Source organism: Paracidovorax wautersii (assembly GCF_900113035.1).
Taxonomy (GTDB): Bacteria; Pseudomonadota; Gammaproteobacteria; order Burkholderiales; family Burkholderiaceae_C; genus Paracidovorax; species Paracidovorax wautersii.
Genome location: NZ_FONX01000004.1, coordinates 250,674 through 266,640, shown reverse-complemented (window position 1 = coordinate 266,640; position 15,967 = coordinate 250,674). Strand labels below are relative to the sequence as shown.

General features: G+C 64.6%; 12 protein-coding genes. 4 read left to right on the top strand and 8 right to left on the bottom strand.

What is annotated here, in order from left to right; all coding sequences use genetic code 11:
• Nucleotides 1-94: 94 nt before the first annotated feature.
• The 8 genes from BM070_RS08205 to cadR all read right to left on the bottom strand — a co-directional run bounded on the left by BM070_RS08205 (nt 95) and on the right by cadR (nt 9,199).
• Complete coding sequence (locus BM070_RS08205; RefSeq protein WP_016451574.1) at nt 95-532, bottom strand: copper-binding protein; 438 nt, start codon at nt 530-532, stop codon at nt 95-97.
• 108 nt (nt 533-640) lie between these two features.
• Nucleotides 641-946: a hypothetical protein gene (locus BM070_RS08200; protein WP_016451575.1), complete on the bottom strand. Its 306-nt coding sequence runs from the start codon at nt 944-946 to the stop codon at nt 641-643.
• A gap of 417 nt (nt 947-1,363) precedes the next feature.
• Nucleotides 1,364-4,534 (bottom strand): efflux RND transporter permease subunit, encoded by a 3,171-nt coding sequence (locus tag BM070_RS08195; protein WP_016451576.1) that lies wholly within the window; start codon nt 4,532-4,534, stop codon nt 1,364-1,366.
• Entirely contained in the window at nt 4,531-6,168 is a 1,638-nt protein-coding gene (locus tag BM070_RS08190) for an efflux RND transporter periplasmic adaptor subunit (protein WP_016451577.1), read from the bottom strand. The genes BM070_RS08195 and BM070_RS08190 overlap by 4 nt, the downstream gene beginning before the upstream one ends.
• 20 nt (nt 6,169-6,188) lie before the next feature.
• Nucleotides 6,189-7,502, bottom strand: a complete 1,314-nt coding sequence (locus BM070_RS08185) for a TolC family protein (RefSeq protein ID WP_016451578.1) — start codon at nt 7,500-7,502, stop codon at nt 6,189-6,191.
• Between the two features lie 134 nt (nt 7,503-7,636).
• On the bottom strand, nt 7,637-8,110 hold the full coding sequence (locus BM070_RS08180) for a hypothetical protein (RefSeq protein ID WP_012202408.1): 474 nt from the start codon (nt 8,108-8,110) through the stop codon (nt 7,637-7,639).
• The gene (locus BM070_RS08175) at nt 8,107-8,628 is read right to left on the bottom strand and encodes a MerR family transcriptional regulator (RefSeq protein ID WP_012202409.1); all 522 of its coding nucleotides are present in this window, start codon (nt 8,626-8,628) and stop codon (nt 8,107-8,109) included. The genes BM070_RS08180 and BM070_RS08175 overlap by 4 nt, the downstream gene beginning before the upstream one ends.
• A gap of 163 nt (nt 8,629-8,791) precedes the next feature.
• Nucleotides 8,792-9,199 carry a Cd(II)/Pb(II)-responsive transcriptional regulator gene (gene cadR / locus BM070_RS08170; RefSeq protein WP_016451579.1) on the bottom strand — a complete coding sequence of 136 codons (408 nt, stop codon included), beginning with the start codon at nt 9,197-9,199 and terminating at the stop codon, nt 8,792-8,794.
• A 265-nt stretch (nt 9,200-9,464) separates the two neighbouring features.
• On the opposite strand from cadR, the gene BM070_RS08165 reads away from it, so the two are divergent.
• From BM070_RS08165 to BM070_RS08150, 4 genes are all read left to right on the top strand, one after another.
• A complete protein-coding gene (locus BM070_RS08165; RefSeq protein WP_174484806.1) occupies nt 9,465-12,338 on the top strand; it encodes a heavy metal translocating P-type ATPase in 2,874 nt (957 codons plus the stop codon).
• A complete protein-coding gene (lspA, locus tag BM070_RS08160; protein WP_016451581.1) occupies nt 12,328-12,834 on the top strand; it encodes a signal peptidase II in 507 nt (168 codons plus the stop codon). The genes BM070_RS08165 and lspA overlap by 11 nt, the downstream gene beginning before the upstream one ends.
• Nucleotides 12,835-12,921: 87 nt before the next feature.
• A complete protein-coding gene (locus BM070_RS08155; protein ID WP_012202413.1) occupies nt 12,922-13,725 on the top strand; it encodes an undecaprenyl-diphosphate phosphatase in 804 nt (267 codons plus the stop codon).
• A 231-nt stretch (nt 13,726-13,956) separates the two neighbouring features.
• The gene (locus BM070_RS08150; protein ID WP_012202414.1) at nt 13,957-15,906 is read left to right on the top strand and encodes a cytochrome c/FTR1 family iron permease; all 1,950 of its coding nucleotides are present in this window, start codon (nt 13,957-13,959) and stop codon (nt 15,904-15,906) included.
• The last annotated feature ends 61 nt before the right edge of the window (nt 15,907-15,967 follow it).

The window sequence follows — 15,967 nt, the reverse complement described above, 5'->3', positions numbered from 1 at the left end:
GATGCTGATCACCTTGATCAATTTGCAGGAAGGATGCGACTACGAAACGCGTGCGCGTTCACCGTAGTCGCAGGCTCACATCGTCTGCGGCGCGTTATTTGACCGAGGTCACGACGTAGCCGTCACCCTCTTTCTTGAACCCGACGTGGACTTTCGCGCCCACGGCGAGTTTGTCGTACAGGGCCTTGTCCTTGACGCCAAACGCCATGGTCATCGCGGGCCACCCCAGGCTCTTGACGGGGCCATGCGCAAGGGTGACCTTGCCCTGGACCGCGTCAAATTCCTTCACCACGGCATCGGCCTCATGGGCCGCGGACTTGGCGGTGCCTTTGGCGTCCATGCCTTTCATCATGTCCTGGCACTTCTTGGCATCCATGTCCTTCATGTCCATGCCCTTCATCCCCTTCATGTCCATGCACTCCTGCATGCCCTTACCCTCCATCTTCATGCTGCCCATGTCGCCGGATTGGGCGAAGGTGGCAGCAGAAAACGCCAAGGCGGCGATCAGCGTTGCGGTTGAGACGAGTTTCATGATGGATTTCCTTTTCTGAGCTTTAAAAATGGGGCCGGCCTTCTGGCAGGCCCCGGATGGAACGCGGCCACTGGGAATGGCCAGCGTTGGAGAGTCATGGGCTGGTGCTCACGACCCGGGGTTCGTGCATGCCTTGACCTGGGCCTCGTAACGCGCCTTGCGCATCCGGTTTTCTCCAGGCGTCGTTTGGGCACGCGGGCCGTGATCCAGCGGCAGCACCAGCGGGTCGGTCGGGCAGTTCACCCGCTGACCTGTGGTGCCGTCGACTCGGGTGGTACTGGCCGTTTGCGATGCTGCTGCCGCCTGTTTGGCTGCGCGTGCCTTCTCGATGGCCTGGAAGTCGGGGCCGGCCAGTGCAGGCAGAGAAGCGCCCAGCGCCAGGGCGGCGATGAGGGGGAGCAGTGATTTTTTCATGATGGTTTTCCAAGGTTGGTTGATCCAAAAAGTCCGAGAGGAGCCTCATCGGATCAATCCAGCCACCGGCAGAACGCTAGGCGTACAGGCCATCGCAGTCGACCGCCTCCCGCATCAAAGAACCAGGTCGGCGCCGGCGCCACCGTCGCAAGCGCGAGCCAGGCCACCGGAGCCTGCTCTCGCGCTTCGCCTTCGCCGGTGAATGCGTGAGCCGCTGGTGCCGGTGCGATGGCACAAGCCGGGCATACCTGGCAATCGTCGGCGCTGCTGGGCAACGGGCGCGAGGCCACCATTGCCGTCATCACCGGGCCGGCGTGCTGAATCTCCTGGGCGGAAACGGCAGCGCGTGTCGCTGTGCCCAGCAGCAGCGACAGGCAAAGCACCGCCGCACCCCATGCGCGGCCGCCACCGGAGCGTTCAAGTGGCCGCATGACGACGCCTCCAGAACATCCGCCGCGATGCCTTGCGCTCGCGCGGCCGCCGCATCAACAGGTAGGCCGCGGGAATGACGAACATCGACAGCAACGGGGCCGTGACCATCCCTCCCACCATCGGCGCGGCGATGCGCTGCATCACCTCGGAGCCGGTGCCCGTGCCCCACATGATCGGCAGCAGGCCGGCCAGGATGACGGCCACCGTCATCGCTTTGGGCCGCACGCGCAGCACGGCGCCCTCGCGAATGGCATTCAGCAGATCGGCCTCGCTGGTCGTGCCGCGGCCGACTCGCTCCTGCCAGGCGTTCTTGAGGTACAGCAGCATGATCACGCCGAATTCGGCGGACACGCCAGCCAGTGCGATGAAGCCCACCGCACCCGCGATCGACAGGTTGTAGCCCAGCAGGTACAGCAGCCAGATGCCGCCCACCAGCGCGAATGGGAGCGCAGCCATGATCAGAAGCGCTTCACCGAACGCGCCGAAGGTCAGGTACAGCAACACGAAGATGATGAGCAGCGTGAAGGGCACCACTACCTTGAGCTTGGCGGTGGCCCGCTCCAGGAACTCGAACTGTCCCGACCAGGAGATTGAGTAGCCCGGCGGCAGCTTTACCTGCTTGGCCACGGCCTGCTGCATGTCCTGCACCGCGGAGCGCAGGTCGCGGTCCCGGATGTCGACGTACACCCAGCCCGACAGGCGCGCGTTCTCGCTGCGCAGCATCGGCGGCCCGTCGGCAATGCGGATGTCGGCCACGTCGGACAGCACCAGGCGCTGGCCGCGCTCGGTCACGACGGGCAGGGAGCGCAGTTTTTCCAGCGAATCGCGCATCTCGCGCGGGTAGCGCAGGTTGATCGGGAAGCGCTGCAGGCCTTCCACCGTCTCGCCGATGTTCTCGCCGCCCACGGCGGACGAGACCACCGACTGCACGTCGGCGATGTTCAGGCCGTAGCGGGCCGCATCGTCGCGCCGGATGTTCACATCCACATAGCGCCCACCCGTGAGCCGCTCGGCCAAAGCGCTGCTGACGCCGGGCACGTCCTTGAGCGTGCGTTCGATCTCTGCGGTGATGCGATCGATGGTTGCTAGGTCGGTGCCCGCGACCTTAACCCCCACAGGGCTCTTGATGCCCGTGGCCAGCATGTCAATGCGGTTGCGGATCGGCGGCACCCAGATGTTGGACAGGCCCGGCACCTTGACGATGCGGTCAAGTTCCTCGACCAGCTTGTCGGTCGTCATGCCGGCGCGCCACTGGTCGCGCGGCTTGAACTGGATCGTCGTCTCGAACATCTCCAGCGGAGCGGGGTCGGTGGCGCTCTCCGCGCGGCCGGCCTTGCCGTAGACGCTCGCGACCTCCGGCACCGTCTTGATCAGGCGGTCGGTCTGCTGCAGCAGCTCTCCCGCCTTTCCTGCCGACAGTCCCGGCAGCGCCGAAGGCATGTACAGCAGGTCACCTTCGTCCAGCCGCGGCATGAACTCGCCGCCGATGTGCTGCAGCGGCCACAGGCTGGTGGCCAGCACCACGACCGCCACCACGAGCGTGAGCTTTGGGGCGCGCAGCACCCTGTCGAGCAGCGGCCGGTAGACCGCGATCAACAGGCGATTGAGTGGATTGTTTTTCTCATCGGGGATGCGGCCACGGATCAGGTAGCCCATGAGCACCGGAATCAAGGTCACCGACAGGCCGGCCGCAGCCGCCATGGCGTAGGTCTTGGTGAACGCCAGCGGCGAGAACAGGCGTCCCTCCTGCGCTTCCAGCGTGAACACAGGCACGAAGGACAGCGTGATGATCAGCAGCGAGAAAAACAACGCCGGCCCCACCTCCGCCGCCGAGTCACCGATGACCCGCCACCGGGCCGGCCCTTCGAGCACCTCGCCGGGGTGCTCATGGCTCCAGTGCTCCAGATGCTTGTGGGCGTTCTCGATCATCACCACCGCCGCGTCGACCATCGCACCGATGGCGATCGCGATACCCCCCAGCGACATGATGTTGGCGTTGACGCCCTGGTAGTGCATCACGATGAACGCCGCCAGGATGCCCAGGGGCAGAGAGATGATCGCGACCAGCGCCGAGCGCAGGTGGAACAGGAAGATGAAGCAGACCACCGCGACGACGATGAACTCCTCGATCAGCTTGTGCGTGAGGTTGTCGACCGCGCGTTCGATCAGCCCGGAGCGGTCGTACACCGGCACGATCTCCACGCCCCGCGGCAAGCTGGACGCCAGGCCCTTGAGCTTGTCCTTGACCGCGGCAATGGTCTGCAGCGCGTTCTTGCCTGAGCGCATGACGATCACGCCGCCGACGGCTTCGCCCTCGCCATTGAGTTCGCCGATACCGCGGCGCATCTCCGGACCGATCTGCACCCGGGCCACGTCGCCCAGGCGCACTGATACGCCGGCGGCTGTCGTCATCAGCGGCACCTTCCTAAAATCCTCAAGACTCCCCAGGTAGCCCGAGGCGCGCACCATGTATTCGGCCTCGCCGAGTTCGAGCACCGAGCCGCCGGTCTCCTGGTTCGCGCGCTGGATCGCCTCCACGACCTTGGTGTGCGGGATGCCGTAGGCCGCGAGCTTGTCCGGATCAAGCACGATCTGGTACTGGCGCACCATGCCGCCTACCGAGGCAACCTCGGCCACGTCGGGCACGGTCTTGAGCTCGTACTTGAGGAACCAGTCCTGCAGGGCGCGCAGTTGCGAGATGTCCATCTTGCCGCTGCGGTCGACCAGTGCGTACTCGTAGATCCAGCCCACGCCGGAAGCGTCCGGACCGAGCGAGGCCTTAGCCTGGGCCGGCAACCTCGACTGCACCTGGTTGAGGTATTCGAGGACGCGGGAGCGCGCCCAATATTGGTCGGTCCCGTCCTCGAACAGCACGTAGACGAAGGAGTCGCCAAAGAACGAGTAGCCGCGCACCGCCTTTGCGCCCGGCACCGAGAGCATCGTCGTCGTCAACGGGTACGTGACCTGGTTCTCGACGATGCGCGGCGCCTGGCCCGGATAGGTGGTGCGGATGATGACCTGCACGTCCGACAGGTCGGGCAGCGCGTCCAGCGGCGTTCGCTGTACCGCATAGATGCCCCAGGCGCTGAGTGCCAAGGTGGCCAGCAGCACGAGGAAGCGGTTGGCGATGGACCAGCGGATCAGCTTGGCGATCATGGCTTGCCTCCGGCCGCCATCGGCGTGACGTGCGTGAGCTGCGGCAGGTCGTCCGCGCCCATGAAGAACTCGAAGCGCACGCGATCACCGACCTGCACGTTGCGCGCCGCGCCGTCGGGCGGCAGTTTGAAGTCCATCGTCATCGGGCCCCACTTCATTGTGGGAATGGCGCCGTGCGACAGGGTCAACGCGTCCTTGCCGACGCTGACGACCTTGGCCTCACCGACATGCCGTGGCGCGCTGGCGGCCACCGGGGCCGAAGGCGAAGCTGGGGCAACCACGGCCGGCTCGCTGTTCAAGCGGGCCTCGACACCCTTGAGGCTGGCCTCCGAGTCGATCAGGAACTGCGAGGACACGACGACGCGCTGCCCCGCCGACAGGCCGCGCTTGATCTCGGTCTGGCCACTGTTCTCCAGGCCCGCCTCGACATCGACCGGACGGAAGCGCCCGTTGTCTTCGGCCACGATCACCACCGTGCGTTTGCCGGTCTGGATCACCGCCTCGGTGGGCACGAGCAGCGTCTTGTCGGGCCGCATGTCCACGAAGTTCATCGTGACGAACATCCCCGGTACCAGCCGGCTGCCAGGATTGGCGAGCTCCAGGCGAGCCTTCAGTGTGCGCGTGCTCGGATTCACCTCGGGCAGGATCGCCTGCACCTTGCCATCGAAGCTGCTGCCGGGCGCGGCCGGGCTACGGGCCTGCACCTTGGCGCCCGGGCGCAGCAGCGCGGCCTGGCTCTCGGGCACCTCGGCGTTGGCCCACACGGTGGACAAGCCGTTGATGCGGAACAGCGTCGCGCCCGGCATCACCGTCATGCCTTCACGCGCCAGCAATTCGACCACCACGCCGCCGATGGGCGCGCTCAGCGTGATGCGTGGCTGGGTCTTGCCGCTGCGCTCGACCAGCGCGATCTGGGCATCGTCCATGCCGACCTGGCGCATGCGCTGGCGCGCACCGTCGACCAGCCCACCCAGGTCCGTGCCTTTCATGCGCCGTACTGACAGGAACTCTTCCTGCGCAGCAACCCAGTCCGGGACATAGAGGCTGACCAGCGGTTGCCCCTTGGCGACCGGGTCCAGCGTGGCACGCACGTACAGGTGCTCGACGTACCCGGTGGCACGCGCTTGCACGATCGCCTGGTCACGCTCGTTGAAGGCGATGCTGCCCACCGCCGACACCTGCGGCGACAGCGTGCCTTCGGTCACTTCGGCGGTGCGAACGCCGAGGTTCTGCTGGATGCGCGAGCTGACAGTGACGTTTCCCTTATCTGCATCCCCGTCGGCATAGACCGGCGACATCATCATGTCCATGAAGGGTGACTTGCCCGGCTTGTCGAACTTGTTCGCCGGTACCATGGGATCGTTGTAGTACAGGATCTTCTTGCCATTGGCGGGATCGACGTCGCCGGCCTTGAGGCCGGCCGCGATATGCCGCCGCGTGGCGTCCTCGCCCGACTCATTGGCAGGCGCAGCAACAGCGGGAGTCGCCGCTTGCGGCGATGCCATGCCACTGGGATTCGAAGGCGTGGCCGGCATGTCGGCTCCGTGGCGCATGCCGAGGGTGTAGAGGCCGTAGCCGGCGGCGCCCAGCACGCCGGCGGCGACGAGGGCCATCACGAGGTTTTTGGTTTTCATGGGAGGTCTCTCGGTTGTGCTCAGGGGCGGGGTGCGGCCGTGTCGTGACCAGCCGGCACCAGGTAGTTCAGTTGTGCCCACAGGCGCGCCGCGCCCATTTCCAGGCGCAAGCGTTCGACGCGCGTGTCAATCTCGGCGCGGCGTGCCTCTAGCACCGCGGTCAAGGTGCCCGCGTTGCCGCGGTAGGCGGCGATCGAGGCGCGCGTGCGCTCGGTGGCCAGTGGCAGCAGCGAGCTGTCGTAGCGCGCCAGGCGCTCTCGGTCGCTGCGCCATTCCTGCAGCATCGCCAGTGCCTCGGCCACATGGGCGCGCGTGGCTTCCTCGCGCTCGGCGCGCTTTTGCTCGACACTGGCGAGCTTGGCGGCCAGCTCGCGGTCCTGGCGGTTTTTCTGGTCCCACTGCAGCGGGATCGAAACATTGAGCGAGACCATGTTCGAGTAGGCCGGGCCGCGCTGGCTGTACATCAGCTCGACGCTCACATCGGTCTTCTTGTTGGCTTGCGCGATGTCGGCTTCGGCCTGCGCGACCTCTTCCTGCTTTTGCATCACGGCGATTTCAGGGTGGTGGGCCAACTGGGCTTCCAAATCCTGCGGGCTCAGGCGAACCGTATCCAATGCCGGAACCGAGCCCAGGGGATCGCTTGCGACGGAGCCAATCCAGCGCGCCAGTTGCGTGCGGGCCGTGGCGACCTGGCGCTCGGCCTGCTCGATGCGGTCGTCGATCTGGGCGACCGCCGAACGGGCGGCGAACACATCGGCTTGCGTGCCGCGCCCGCCCCGGTAGGCGGCATCAGCGGCGTCGATCTGCAGGCGCGCTTCGTCGCGCTGGGTCACCAGCATGTCGCGCACACGCTCCTGGAAGAGACGGTCCAGCCAGGCCAAGGCGGTGTCGCGCTGCAGGTTGGCGAGCGCCAGGCTGCGCCCGGCCTCGGCGACTTCGGCCTCGCGCTCGTAGCGCCCGGCACGGGCCTTGAGTTTGTCTTCGCGTGTGAACTCCTGCATCACGCCGATGGAGCGCATGGTCATGAAGTCGCGCGTCGGGCTGAACCGATCCGCGCCGTTGACGGGCAGGTTGTTGATGCCGAGCTTGAGGGTGGGGTCTGGCCGCTGTCCGGCGGCGACCGCCATGTCCCGTGCGGCCGATGCCGTCGCATCCTGGGCCACGAGCGCGCGAGAACGGGTTTGTGCCAGGCGCAGCGCCTGATCCAGCGTCAGGCCGTCGGCGGCATGGGCTGCACCGGCGCCCATGGCGAATGCCGCAACGATGCCGGCAGCAAGCCTGCGCCATGGCACAGCGCCGCCCGGCGTGCGGAAAGAAAAAGAGTCGATGAACATGGGATCTCCAGTTGACGAATGCCATCAGGTCGAATGGAGCTTGGCGGGGGCGAGCGGAAACTCGCGGACACGCGCAAGCGCGACCGATCGGTCTGGTTCAGCCGGCTCAGGCCGGCCGCACCAGCGTCAGGAGATCAAATGCGAAAACAGCAGTGCAGGATGGCGTGCGGCGGAGACGCCGCGACGCGCCGGAATATCACGTCGGCCGAAGGCCAGCCATGCCCGAGAGGCTCGGGTTGCACCGGAAGGGTGTAGAGGGTCGTCAGCAGCGCCGCGGGTACGGTCGGGGCCGACGCATGGTCGGCGCTTTGCTGGCCGAAACGGCAGTGCTCTACGCACAAGTTGGCGGCGTTGTCGTCGATTTGGTCGCAGCTCGCCATGGCGGCCATGTCTGACGTTGCGACCATGTCGGGCGACACGGCCATCGCAGCACCGGCCTCATCACCGGGCATCGCCGCGGCCGACGCATTCAGGGCCATCGTCGGAAGCGACTGCGGCATGCCCGACAGTGCGGGGCAGGCGTAGGCAGCGATGGCCAACTGGCCGAAGACCAGCACACCGAGCATCAGCCGGCAGACGAATCGCCTGAACATGCGCGTCATCGTCATGCGGCCACCCCATCAGTGCGGTGATAGGCTTCAGCGCCCGGCCGCACGGATCTGCGTCGGCCGGCAACGCTTGCCTGCGCAACGAGGCTCGGATCGGCGATGGCCGGATCTAAGTCCTGCTCCCCGGTCAGCGCGGCGATGATCGAACAGGCCGAACCTTCTGGCGCTTTGGCGCAGCAATCGGCCAGATTTTCCAGCGCCGAGGCCATCGACTGCAGGTCGGCCACGCGCTCCCGGATCTCCGCGATGCGTTCGCGGGTGATTTCCCGCACGCGCAGCCGATCACGCTTGGTACTCAAGGACATCAGTTCGGCGATGTCCTCCAGCGAGTACCCCAATGCCTGAGCCCGCTTGATGAAGCGCAGACGACGGACATCGTCCTCCGAATACTGCCGGAAGCCGCCGTCCACGCGATCCGGCGCAGCCAGCAATCCACCGCGCTGGTAATAGCGCACCGCCTCCACGCCAACGCCTGCCGCGTCGGCGAGTTTGCGTATGGTGAATGCATGGGTCGGCATGGGGAAAAGAATGGCTCAGGCGATCGAACGACGAAAAGACTCTATGTCTGTTGTTTGGTACGTAGTTTAGGCGGTCTTGCCGGCGCATGTCAACACAGCCTTCGCCTGCTGCCAGTGCTTGCGCACAGGCGTCTTGCCCTGCGCCATCGATAGATCTGTTTGACTACGCTTCCCGCTGCGCTGCAGAGACCAGCTCGCCAAGGATGCCGCACTCTTTCGCTTGATGTCCTGCGGAGCAGCGGGCGCGCAGCGTCGTCAGTTGCCTTTCCAGTGCTTTCAAGCTGGTCAGGCGGGCACGCACCCTCGCAATCTGCTCGTCGACCAGCCGGTTGATGTCCGCGCAATCCTCATCCGGACGGGATGTGAAGTTCAGGAGCCGCCTGACATCGGCCAGAGGAATGTCCAAGGCCCGGCAGTGGCGGACAAAGGACAGTCCATCGATGTGTTCCGTCCCGTATACCCGGTATCCATTGGTCTGCCGAGCTGGCGGCGGCAACACCCCCGTCCTCTCGTAGAACCGGATCGTGTCGGTGTCCACGCCGGTGGCGTGGCTCAACTCGCCAATTTTCATCGCAGAACACTCACATGTTGTCAGGACATGCATCGTAGCCGCTTGACCTTGGAGCTACTCCAAGGTGTGAAATAGCCCTTGTAAATGAAAGCACAAGGGGAACGGCACCTGTCGCAACGCTGTCGGCGTCTGCGCTTTGGCTCTCCTGCGCGGAGACTGGCAAAGCTGGCCCGTCTCACCACCTGACTCTTGAAGAAGAACGGATCGATCCATGAAAGCAGACACCGAAACCTCCTGCACCACGGCGTGCTGTTCAGCGAGCGCCATGAGCGCAGCGGCGACCGTTGAGCCACTCGTGACCCACTTCGGGATAGCCAACATGGATTGCCCCAGCGAGGAGGCTCAGATTCGCAAGCGCTTGGCGCAGGTCGATGGCGTCCGGGATATGGCTTTCGACTTGACCCGTCGCCGCCTTGAGGTCACACACGAACCAGCTGGACAGAACGCCATCCTGCGCGCGCTGCACGACATCGGCATGCGGGCGGTCGTGGAACCCGCGCCGCAGCAGGTCATCTACTTCATCAAGGAGATGGACTGTCCCAGCGAAGAGCGCCAGTTGCGCTCGATGCTGGAGCCACTGGCGGGCGTGCAGGCGGTGGACTTCGATCTGAAGGCCCACACGCTGACGGTGACCCATTCGCTGACCGATACAGCCCCGATTGCCAGGACCATCGAAGGCCTGGGAATGAAGCCGGTGGAAAAGACGGCGGGCAGCATGCCAATCGCTGTCGAAGCCCTCATCCCCAGCACGGCGGCGTCGCAAACCCCGGCACCGGCGACAGGGAACGGTACACGCTTCCTTATTCCGAACATGGATTGCCCTACCGAAGAGGCAACGATCCGCAAGCGCCTTGGTGCGGTCGATGGCATCGAACGGCTGGATTTCGACCTGATGGGGCGACGGCTCGATGTCCAGCACCGTCTGCCCGACCCCGCGCCGATCCTCAAGGCCCTGAACGATGTAGGCATGAAGGCCAGCATTGAGCACGCTGACGACACCGGGCCGCAGGGCCAGGCCGTGTACCTGATCGAAAAAATGGACTGCCCGACCGAGGAGGGCCTGCTGCGCAAGGCGCTCGAAGGCATGCCTGGGGTGAAGGCCCTGGATTTCAACCTGATGGGCCGCACGCTGACCGTGAGCCACGAGCTTGTCGATCTGGCTCCGGTGACCAGCGCGATCGAGCGGCTCGGCATGGCTCCAGTGCTCCAAAGCGCCTCCGACCCGGCGCCATCCGCTCCCCGTGAGTTCGGCACCGGCATCTCGCGCGGGCAATGGATTCGGATGGCGGTCTCCGGCGTGCTGGCGCTCGGCGCGGAGGCCATGGTCTTCGCGGGTGCTCCCGAGGCCTCCTGGCCCATCATTCTTGCTTGCCTCGCGGCCATCGGCCTGGGTGGGGTCGAGACCCTCAAGAAGGGCTGGATCGCGCTGAAGACGCGTTCGCTGAACATGAACCTGTTGATGACGGTCGCCGTCATCGGCGCGGCGCTGATCGGCCAGTGGCCCGAGGCGGCGGTGGTCATCTGGCTCTTCGGCATCGCCGAGATGATCGAGGCCTTGAGCCTGGATCGGGCCCGCAATGCCATCCGCAAGCTGATGGACCTGGCGCCAGAGAACGCATTGGTGCGCCAGCCCGACGGTCAATGGCGCGAGGTCAAGGCGGATACCGTGCCACTCGGAAGTGTTGTGCGGGTGCGTCCGGGCGAACGCATCGCACTGGATGGCGAAGTCGTCGCGGGACAGTCGTCGGTGAACCAGGCGCCGATCACCGGCGAAAGCATGCCGGTGGAGAAGACCGCCGGTGCCACGGTCTTCGCCGGCACCATCAACGAGCGCGGCACGCTGGAGTTCCGCGTTACCTCGCGCAAGGGCGAAACCACCCTCGACCGCATTGCACGATCGGTCCAGGAAGCGCAGGGACAACGCGCGCCCACGCAACGCTTCGTGGACAAGTTCGCCGGCATCTATACACCCGCGGTGTTTGCGCTTGCCCTTGCCGTGGCGGTCATTCCTCCGCTCGCTTTCGGGCAGCCCTGGTTCGAATGGGTCTACAAGGCGCTGGTGATGCTGGTCATTGCCTGCCCCTGCGCATTGGTGATCTCCACGCCGGTTACCGTGGTCAGCGGCCTGGCAGCTGCCGCACGCCGAGGCATCCTGGTCAAGGGCGGTCTTTACCTCGAACAAGGGCGGCACCTGAAATCGGTGGCCCTGGACAAGACCGGGACCCTGACCCATGGGCGCCCCGCACTGACCGATGTCATATCGCTGCGCGGCCTGCCGAAGGAAGAAGTTCTGCGCATTGCAGCGAGCATCGATGCTCTGTCGGAGCATCCTGTGGCCACCGCCATCGTGGCGGGCTACAACCAACCGCATGCCCAGGTGGACAAGTTCGAGGCGATCCCTGGACGCGGCGTCAAAGGCAACGTCGATGGAGATGTCTATTACGTCGGCAACCACCGGCTGATCAAAGAGCTGGGACTTTCAACACTTGAGGTCGAGACTCAGCTCGATGCGTTGGAGTACCAGGCCAAGACCGTTGTGCTCCTCGCCACGGACCAGCAAGTACTCGCCCTGCTGGCCGTGGCCGACACAGTGCGCGACACCAGCCGGCAAGCGATCGCCGAACTCAAGTCGCTGGGAATCGAACCAGTCATGTTGACTGGCGATAACGCGAAAACCGCGCAAGCCGTGGCTGCCCAGGTCGGCATCACCAGCGCCAAGGGCGAGTTGCTGCCGCAGGACAAGCTGCAGGCAATCGAAGAACTGCTCTCACGCGGGCCAGTCGGCATGGTGGGCGACGGCGTCAACGACGCACCGGCATTGGCCAAGTCGAGCATAGGCTTCGCAATGGGCGCAGCTGGCACCGACACGGCAATCGAAACGGCCGACGTCGCATTGATGCAGGACAACCTGCGCAAGCTTCCAGAGTTCATCCGGCTGTCACAGCGCGTAGCCGGCATCCTGACGGCCAACATCGTCTTTGCGCTTGGAACAAAGGCGGTGTTCATGGCCTTGGCCTTTACTGGACATGCAAGTCTGTGGCTGGCGATTCTGGCCGACATGGGTGCCAGTCTGGCGGTCGTTTTCAATGGGATGCGCTTGCTGCGGTCGTCTGAGGACATCAAGCCACATGGCCATTGATAGGGCTGTCTTGCGGATGTACCTGTTGGCCGTGACGGTGCTTGCCGCCGACGTAGCGACCAAGGCGGCCATCGTCGCGTGGATTCCCTTGTATGGCTCCCATGAAATCACGCCATGGTTCAACATCGGGCATTGGCTGAATCCAGGCGCGGCCTTCAGCTTCTTGGCGCAGGCGGGTGGGTGGCAACGCGGCTTTTTTATTGTTATTGGCGTCGCTGCTTCTGCCTTTCTCACCTGGCTCATTGCCCGCGAGAAGACTGCAACACCTGAGGCCGTGGGCTATGCAGCAATTCTCGGCGGCGCGCTCGGCAATGTTCTTGATCGAGTGCGGCATGGGGCCGTGGTGGACTGGCTCGATTTTCATTGGGGCGATTGGCACTGGCCTGCGTTCAATGCAGCCGACGTTGGCATCACCCTGGGAGCGGGGCTTCTGCTGATCGCCGCGTTTCGCGGCCGCGGCCGAAACGGCGCAGATTCCCATTCGCCAGCACGATGATCCAGATTTTCATTGACACATGCGGAGCCGTGAGCACGGCTTCGGAGAAACCGATGTCCCACTCGGCGCTACCACTGCCGCCTGCAAATGCACGCTGAACTCGTTCTCAAGACGCTAATGATGGGCGTCGTCGAAGGCATCACGGAATTCTTGCCAGTCTCCTCGACGGGGCATTTGATCCTAGCGGGCAATGCGCTCTCATTCCTTGCGAAAGAGAAGCGCGACGTCTTTGAAGTGTTCATCCAGTTCGGCGCGATGCTCGCGGTCATCTGGGAATATAGGGCTCGTCTGGCAAGCGTTGTTGTCTCAGCGCATGCCGACCAAGGCTCCCGCCGGTTTTTAGTGAACCTTGCCATTGCATTTATGCCCGCGGCAGTGCTCGGACTGCTGATTGGATCTCATGTGCAGAGGCTGCTTTTCAGTCCGGGGCCGGTGGCCGTCGCACTCGTTGTCGGTGGCATCGCGATCCTGTGGGCTGAGCGACGCCCCGTGCAAGTGAAGGCTGAGCGTGCCGAACAGATCAGCCGAATCGACGCACTGAAGATTGGTTTCGTGCAGTGCCTTGCGCTCTGGCCGGGTACTTCGCGCTCAGGCGCGACGATTATCGGCGGGCTATGGTTCGGGGCTTCGCGGCAGGCTGCGACGGAGTTTTCGTTTTTCCTCGGCATTCCAATCTTGGGGGCCGCCTCGGTATACAACCTCTTCAAGCACTGGGGCGCATTGTCGAGCGACGACATCGGCGTTTTTGCAATGGGTTTCATTGCTTCTTTCGCATTTGCGCTGCTTGCGATACGCCTTCTGATGCGTTATTTGACCGGACATGGATTTGGAGTTTTTGCGTGGTATCGCATTGCACTGGGAACGCTAATCTTGGTAGCGGTCGCCACGTAACCTTTCACTGGCGATGACGACGACCCATGTGGACGCTGTTGAAGGCCTTCTGCACAACAGGCCGTGGCGCAGGGCCATACGTGCAGCGAAAGGTGCGCGGCGTAGTTAGCCCCATCATTTTTCGCCGGCAACAGGCAAATCTTCGTTTTAGAACCTTCGCTCGCACTGCATCGTGCAACGCCCAGTGGTCCGAGTCATCGATAAAATGAGAATCAATAACATTTATACATCATGAAAATGCTTTCTCTTTGCGCCAGGCGATTCCTGGCAATAGCCGCGTTGTTCGCACTCTGGTCGGCTTCTCCCGCCTGGGCTGCCGCCCCTGCCGCCAGCGACCAGGCCAAGCAGACCTGGCAATTGCTGGACTACCTCGCGGTTGACTACGGCGGCGCGGTGAGCAACGGCCAGATTCAAAGTGCCAGCGAGTACGAGGAGATGAAGGAGTTCGCGGCAACCGCCGCACAGCAGCTTGCCGCACTGCCGAGCACTGCGGCGCTGCCCGAGTTGCAGCGGCAGGCCAAAGCGCTCGGAGACCTCATCGCCGCAAAGGCGGACGCCAAGGCCGTGGCCGACAGCGCCCATTCGCTGGCCGCAGCGCTGGTCAAAGCCTATCCGTTTCCGCTCTCGCCGACCCAGCCGCCGGATCTCGCACGCGCCAAGGTGCTGTTTGAAGCCAACTGCGCGGCATGCCACGGGGCAACCGGTGCAGGCGACGGCCCGCTCGGCGCCAAGCTCGAACCGCCGCCGATCGCCTTCACCGATCGTGATCGTGCCCGTTCGCGCAGCGTGCTCGCGCTGTACCAGGTCATTTCTCAAGGCGTGACCAGCACGTCGATGCCCAGCTTCGCCACGCTCTCCGACGAGGATCGGTGGGCATTGGCATTTTTCGCCGGCACACTGTCGCATGACGATGCCATGCGCGCACGCGGCGAACAGTCCTGGGGGCGAGACGCCAGCGCCAAGGCTGTCTTTCCCGACCTGGCTGCTGCCGCCACCTTGACCGAAGCCGCCTTGTCCGAGCGGATGCCCCCGGACGCAGCCCGCGACCTCACCGCCTATGTTCGCCGCCACCCGGAAGTCACCGCTGCCGCGAGCGGCTCGGGCGGACTGGCCTTGGCCCGCACACGCCTTCAGGAGAGCCTTGCCGCGGCGCGCGCGGGCGACCGGGCCAGCGCAACGCGCCTGGGCCTGTCGGCCTACCTGGATGGATTTGAGCCTCTGGAGCCGGCATTGCGCGCACGCAACCAGACACTTCTCACGGAAGTCGAAAACGCCATGCTGGCCTATCGCGGCGCGCTCGCCGGCGGGAAACTGGAACAAGCCGATGCCACGGCGCAGAAGCTGGACTATCTCTTTGCCCAGGTGGACGCCGAACTCGGCGCGGACAAGGCAGACCCGCTGACCACGTTCATCGCCTCCCTCACCATCCTGCTGCGCGAAGGGGTTGAAGCGCTGTTGATCGTCGTGGGCATGCTGGCCTTCCTGAAGAAGGCAGAACGGCGCGATGTGCTGGGCTATGTGCATGGCGGCTGGATGGCCGCACTGGCTTGCGGTGGCCTGACCTGGGCGGTGGCCACCTACTTCGTGAGCATCAGCGGCGCAAGCCGTGAGGTGACCGAGGGGGTTTCATCCCTGTTTGCGGCCGTTGTGCTGCTGAGCGTCGGGCTCTGGATGCACCAGAAAAGCACGGCGGGCAAGTGGCAGGCCTACCTGAAGGAAAAACTCTCCGCAGCCATGACGCGGCGTTCGGCATGGGCATTGTTCGCCTTGTCGTTCATTGCGGTCTACCGCGAAGTTTTCGAGACGGTGCTTTTCTATTCGGCCCTGGCCGGCGACGGCAACAATGGAGCCCTGCTCGGTGGATTGGTGGGCGGAGTGGCCGTTCTGGCCGTCCTCGCATGGTTCATGCTGCGCACCAGCGCCCGCATGCCGATCGGCAAATTCTTCAGTCTCAGCTCGATCCTGGTAGCGGTGCTCGCGGTCGTGCTCGCCGGCAAGGGGGTTGCCGGCCTCCAGGAGGCCGGCCGGTTGAGCGCCAGCCCGATCCATTGGCCGCGCATCGAAGTGCTTGGCATCTATCCGTCAGCGGAAACCGCCATTGCGCAAGCCGTGGTGCTTGCCGTTGCTCTGGCAGGCTTTGCCATGAACGCCGTGAAGGCGCGAAATCCCCGGCCCGCGTGAAACAAGCCGGCGTCACTGCCGAGCGTGACTCCTGGAAAAAATCGCGCTCAGCAAGAGATGA

What these genes read in the sequence shown, in the direction of transcription:
- BM070_RS08200 (WP_016451575.1), bottom strand. Translation starts at nt 946, where the DNA reads ATGAAAAAATCACTGCTCCCCCTCATCGCCGCCCTGGCGCTGGGCGCT.
- cadR (WP_016451579.1), bottom strand. Translation starts at nt 9,199, where the DNA reads ATGAAAATTGGCGAGTTGAGCCACGCCACCGGCGTGGACACCGACACG.
- BM070_RS08190 (WP_016451577.1), bottom strand. Translation starts at nt 6,168, where the DNA reads ATGAAAACCAAAAACCTCGTGATGGCCCTCGTCGCCGCCGGCGTGCTG.
- lspA (WP_016451581.1), top strand. Translation starts at nt 12,328, where the DNA reads ATGGCCATTGATAGGGCTGTCTTGCGGATGTACCTGTTGGCCGTGACG.
- BM070_RS08165 (WP_174484806.1), top strand. Translation starts at nt 9,465, where the DNA reads ATGAGCGCAGCGGCGACCGTTGAGCCACTCGTGACCCACTTCGGGATA.
- BM070_RS08195 (WP_016451576.1), bottom strand. Translation starts at nt 4,534, where the DNA reads ATGATCGCCAAGCTGATCCGCTGGTCCATCGCCAACCGCTTCCTCGTG.
- BM070_RS08175 (WP_012202409.1), bottom strand. Translation starts at nt 8,628, where the DNA reads ATGCCGACCCATGCATTCACCATACGCAAACTCGCCGACGCGGCAGGC.
- BM070_RS08155 (WP_012202413.1), top strand. Translation starts at nt 12,922, where the DNA reads ATGCACGCTGAACTCGTTCTCAAGACGCTAATGATGGGCGTCGTCGAA.
- BM070_RS08185 (WP_016451578.1), bottom strand. Translation starts at nt 7,502, where the DNA reads ATGTTCATCGACTCTTTTTCTTTCCGCACGCCGGGCGGCGCTGTGCCA.
- BM070_RS08180 (WP_012202408.1), bottom strand. Translation starts at nt 8,110, where the DNA reads ATGACGATGACGCGCATGTTCAGGCGATTCGTCTGCCGGCTGATGCTC.
- BM070_RS08205 (WP_016451574.1), bottom strand. Translation starts at nt 532, where the DNA reads ATGAAACTCGTCTCAACCGCAACGCTGATCGCCGCCTTGGCGTTTTCT.
- BM070_RS08150 (WP_012202414.1), top strand. Translation starts at nt 13,957, where the DNA reads ATGAAAATGCTTTCTCTTTGCGCCAGGCGATTCCTGGCAATAGCCGCG.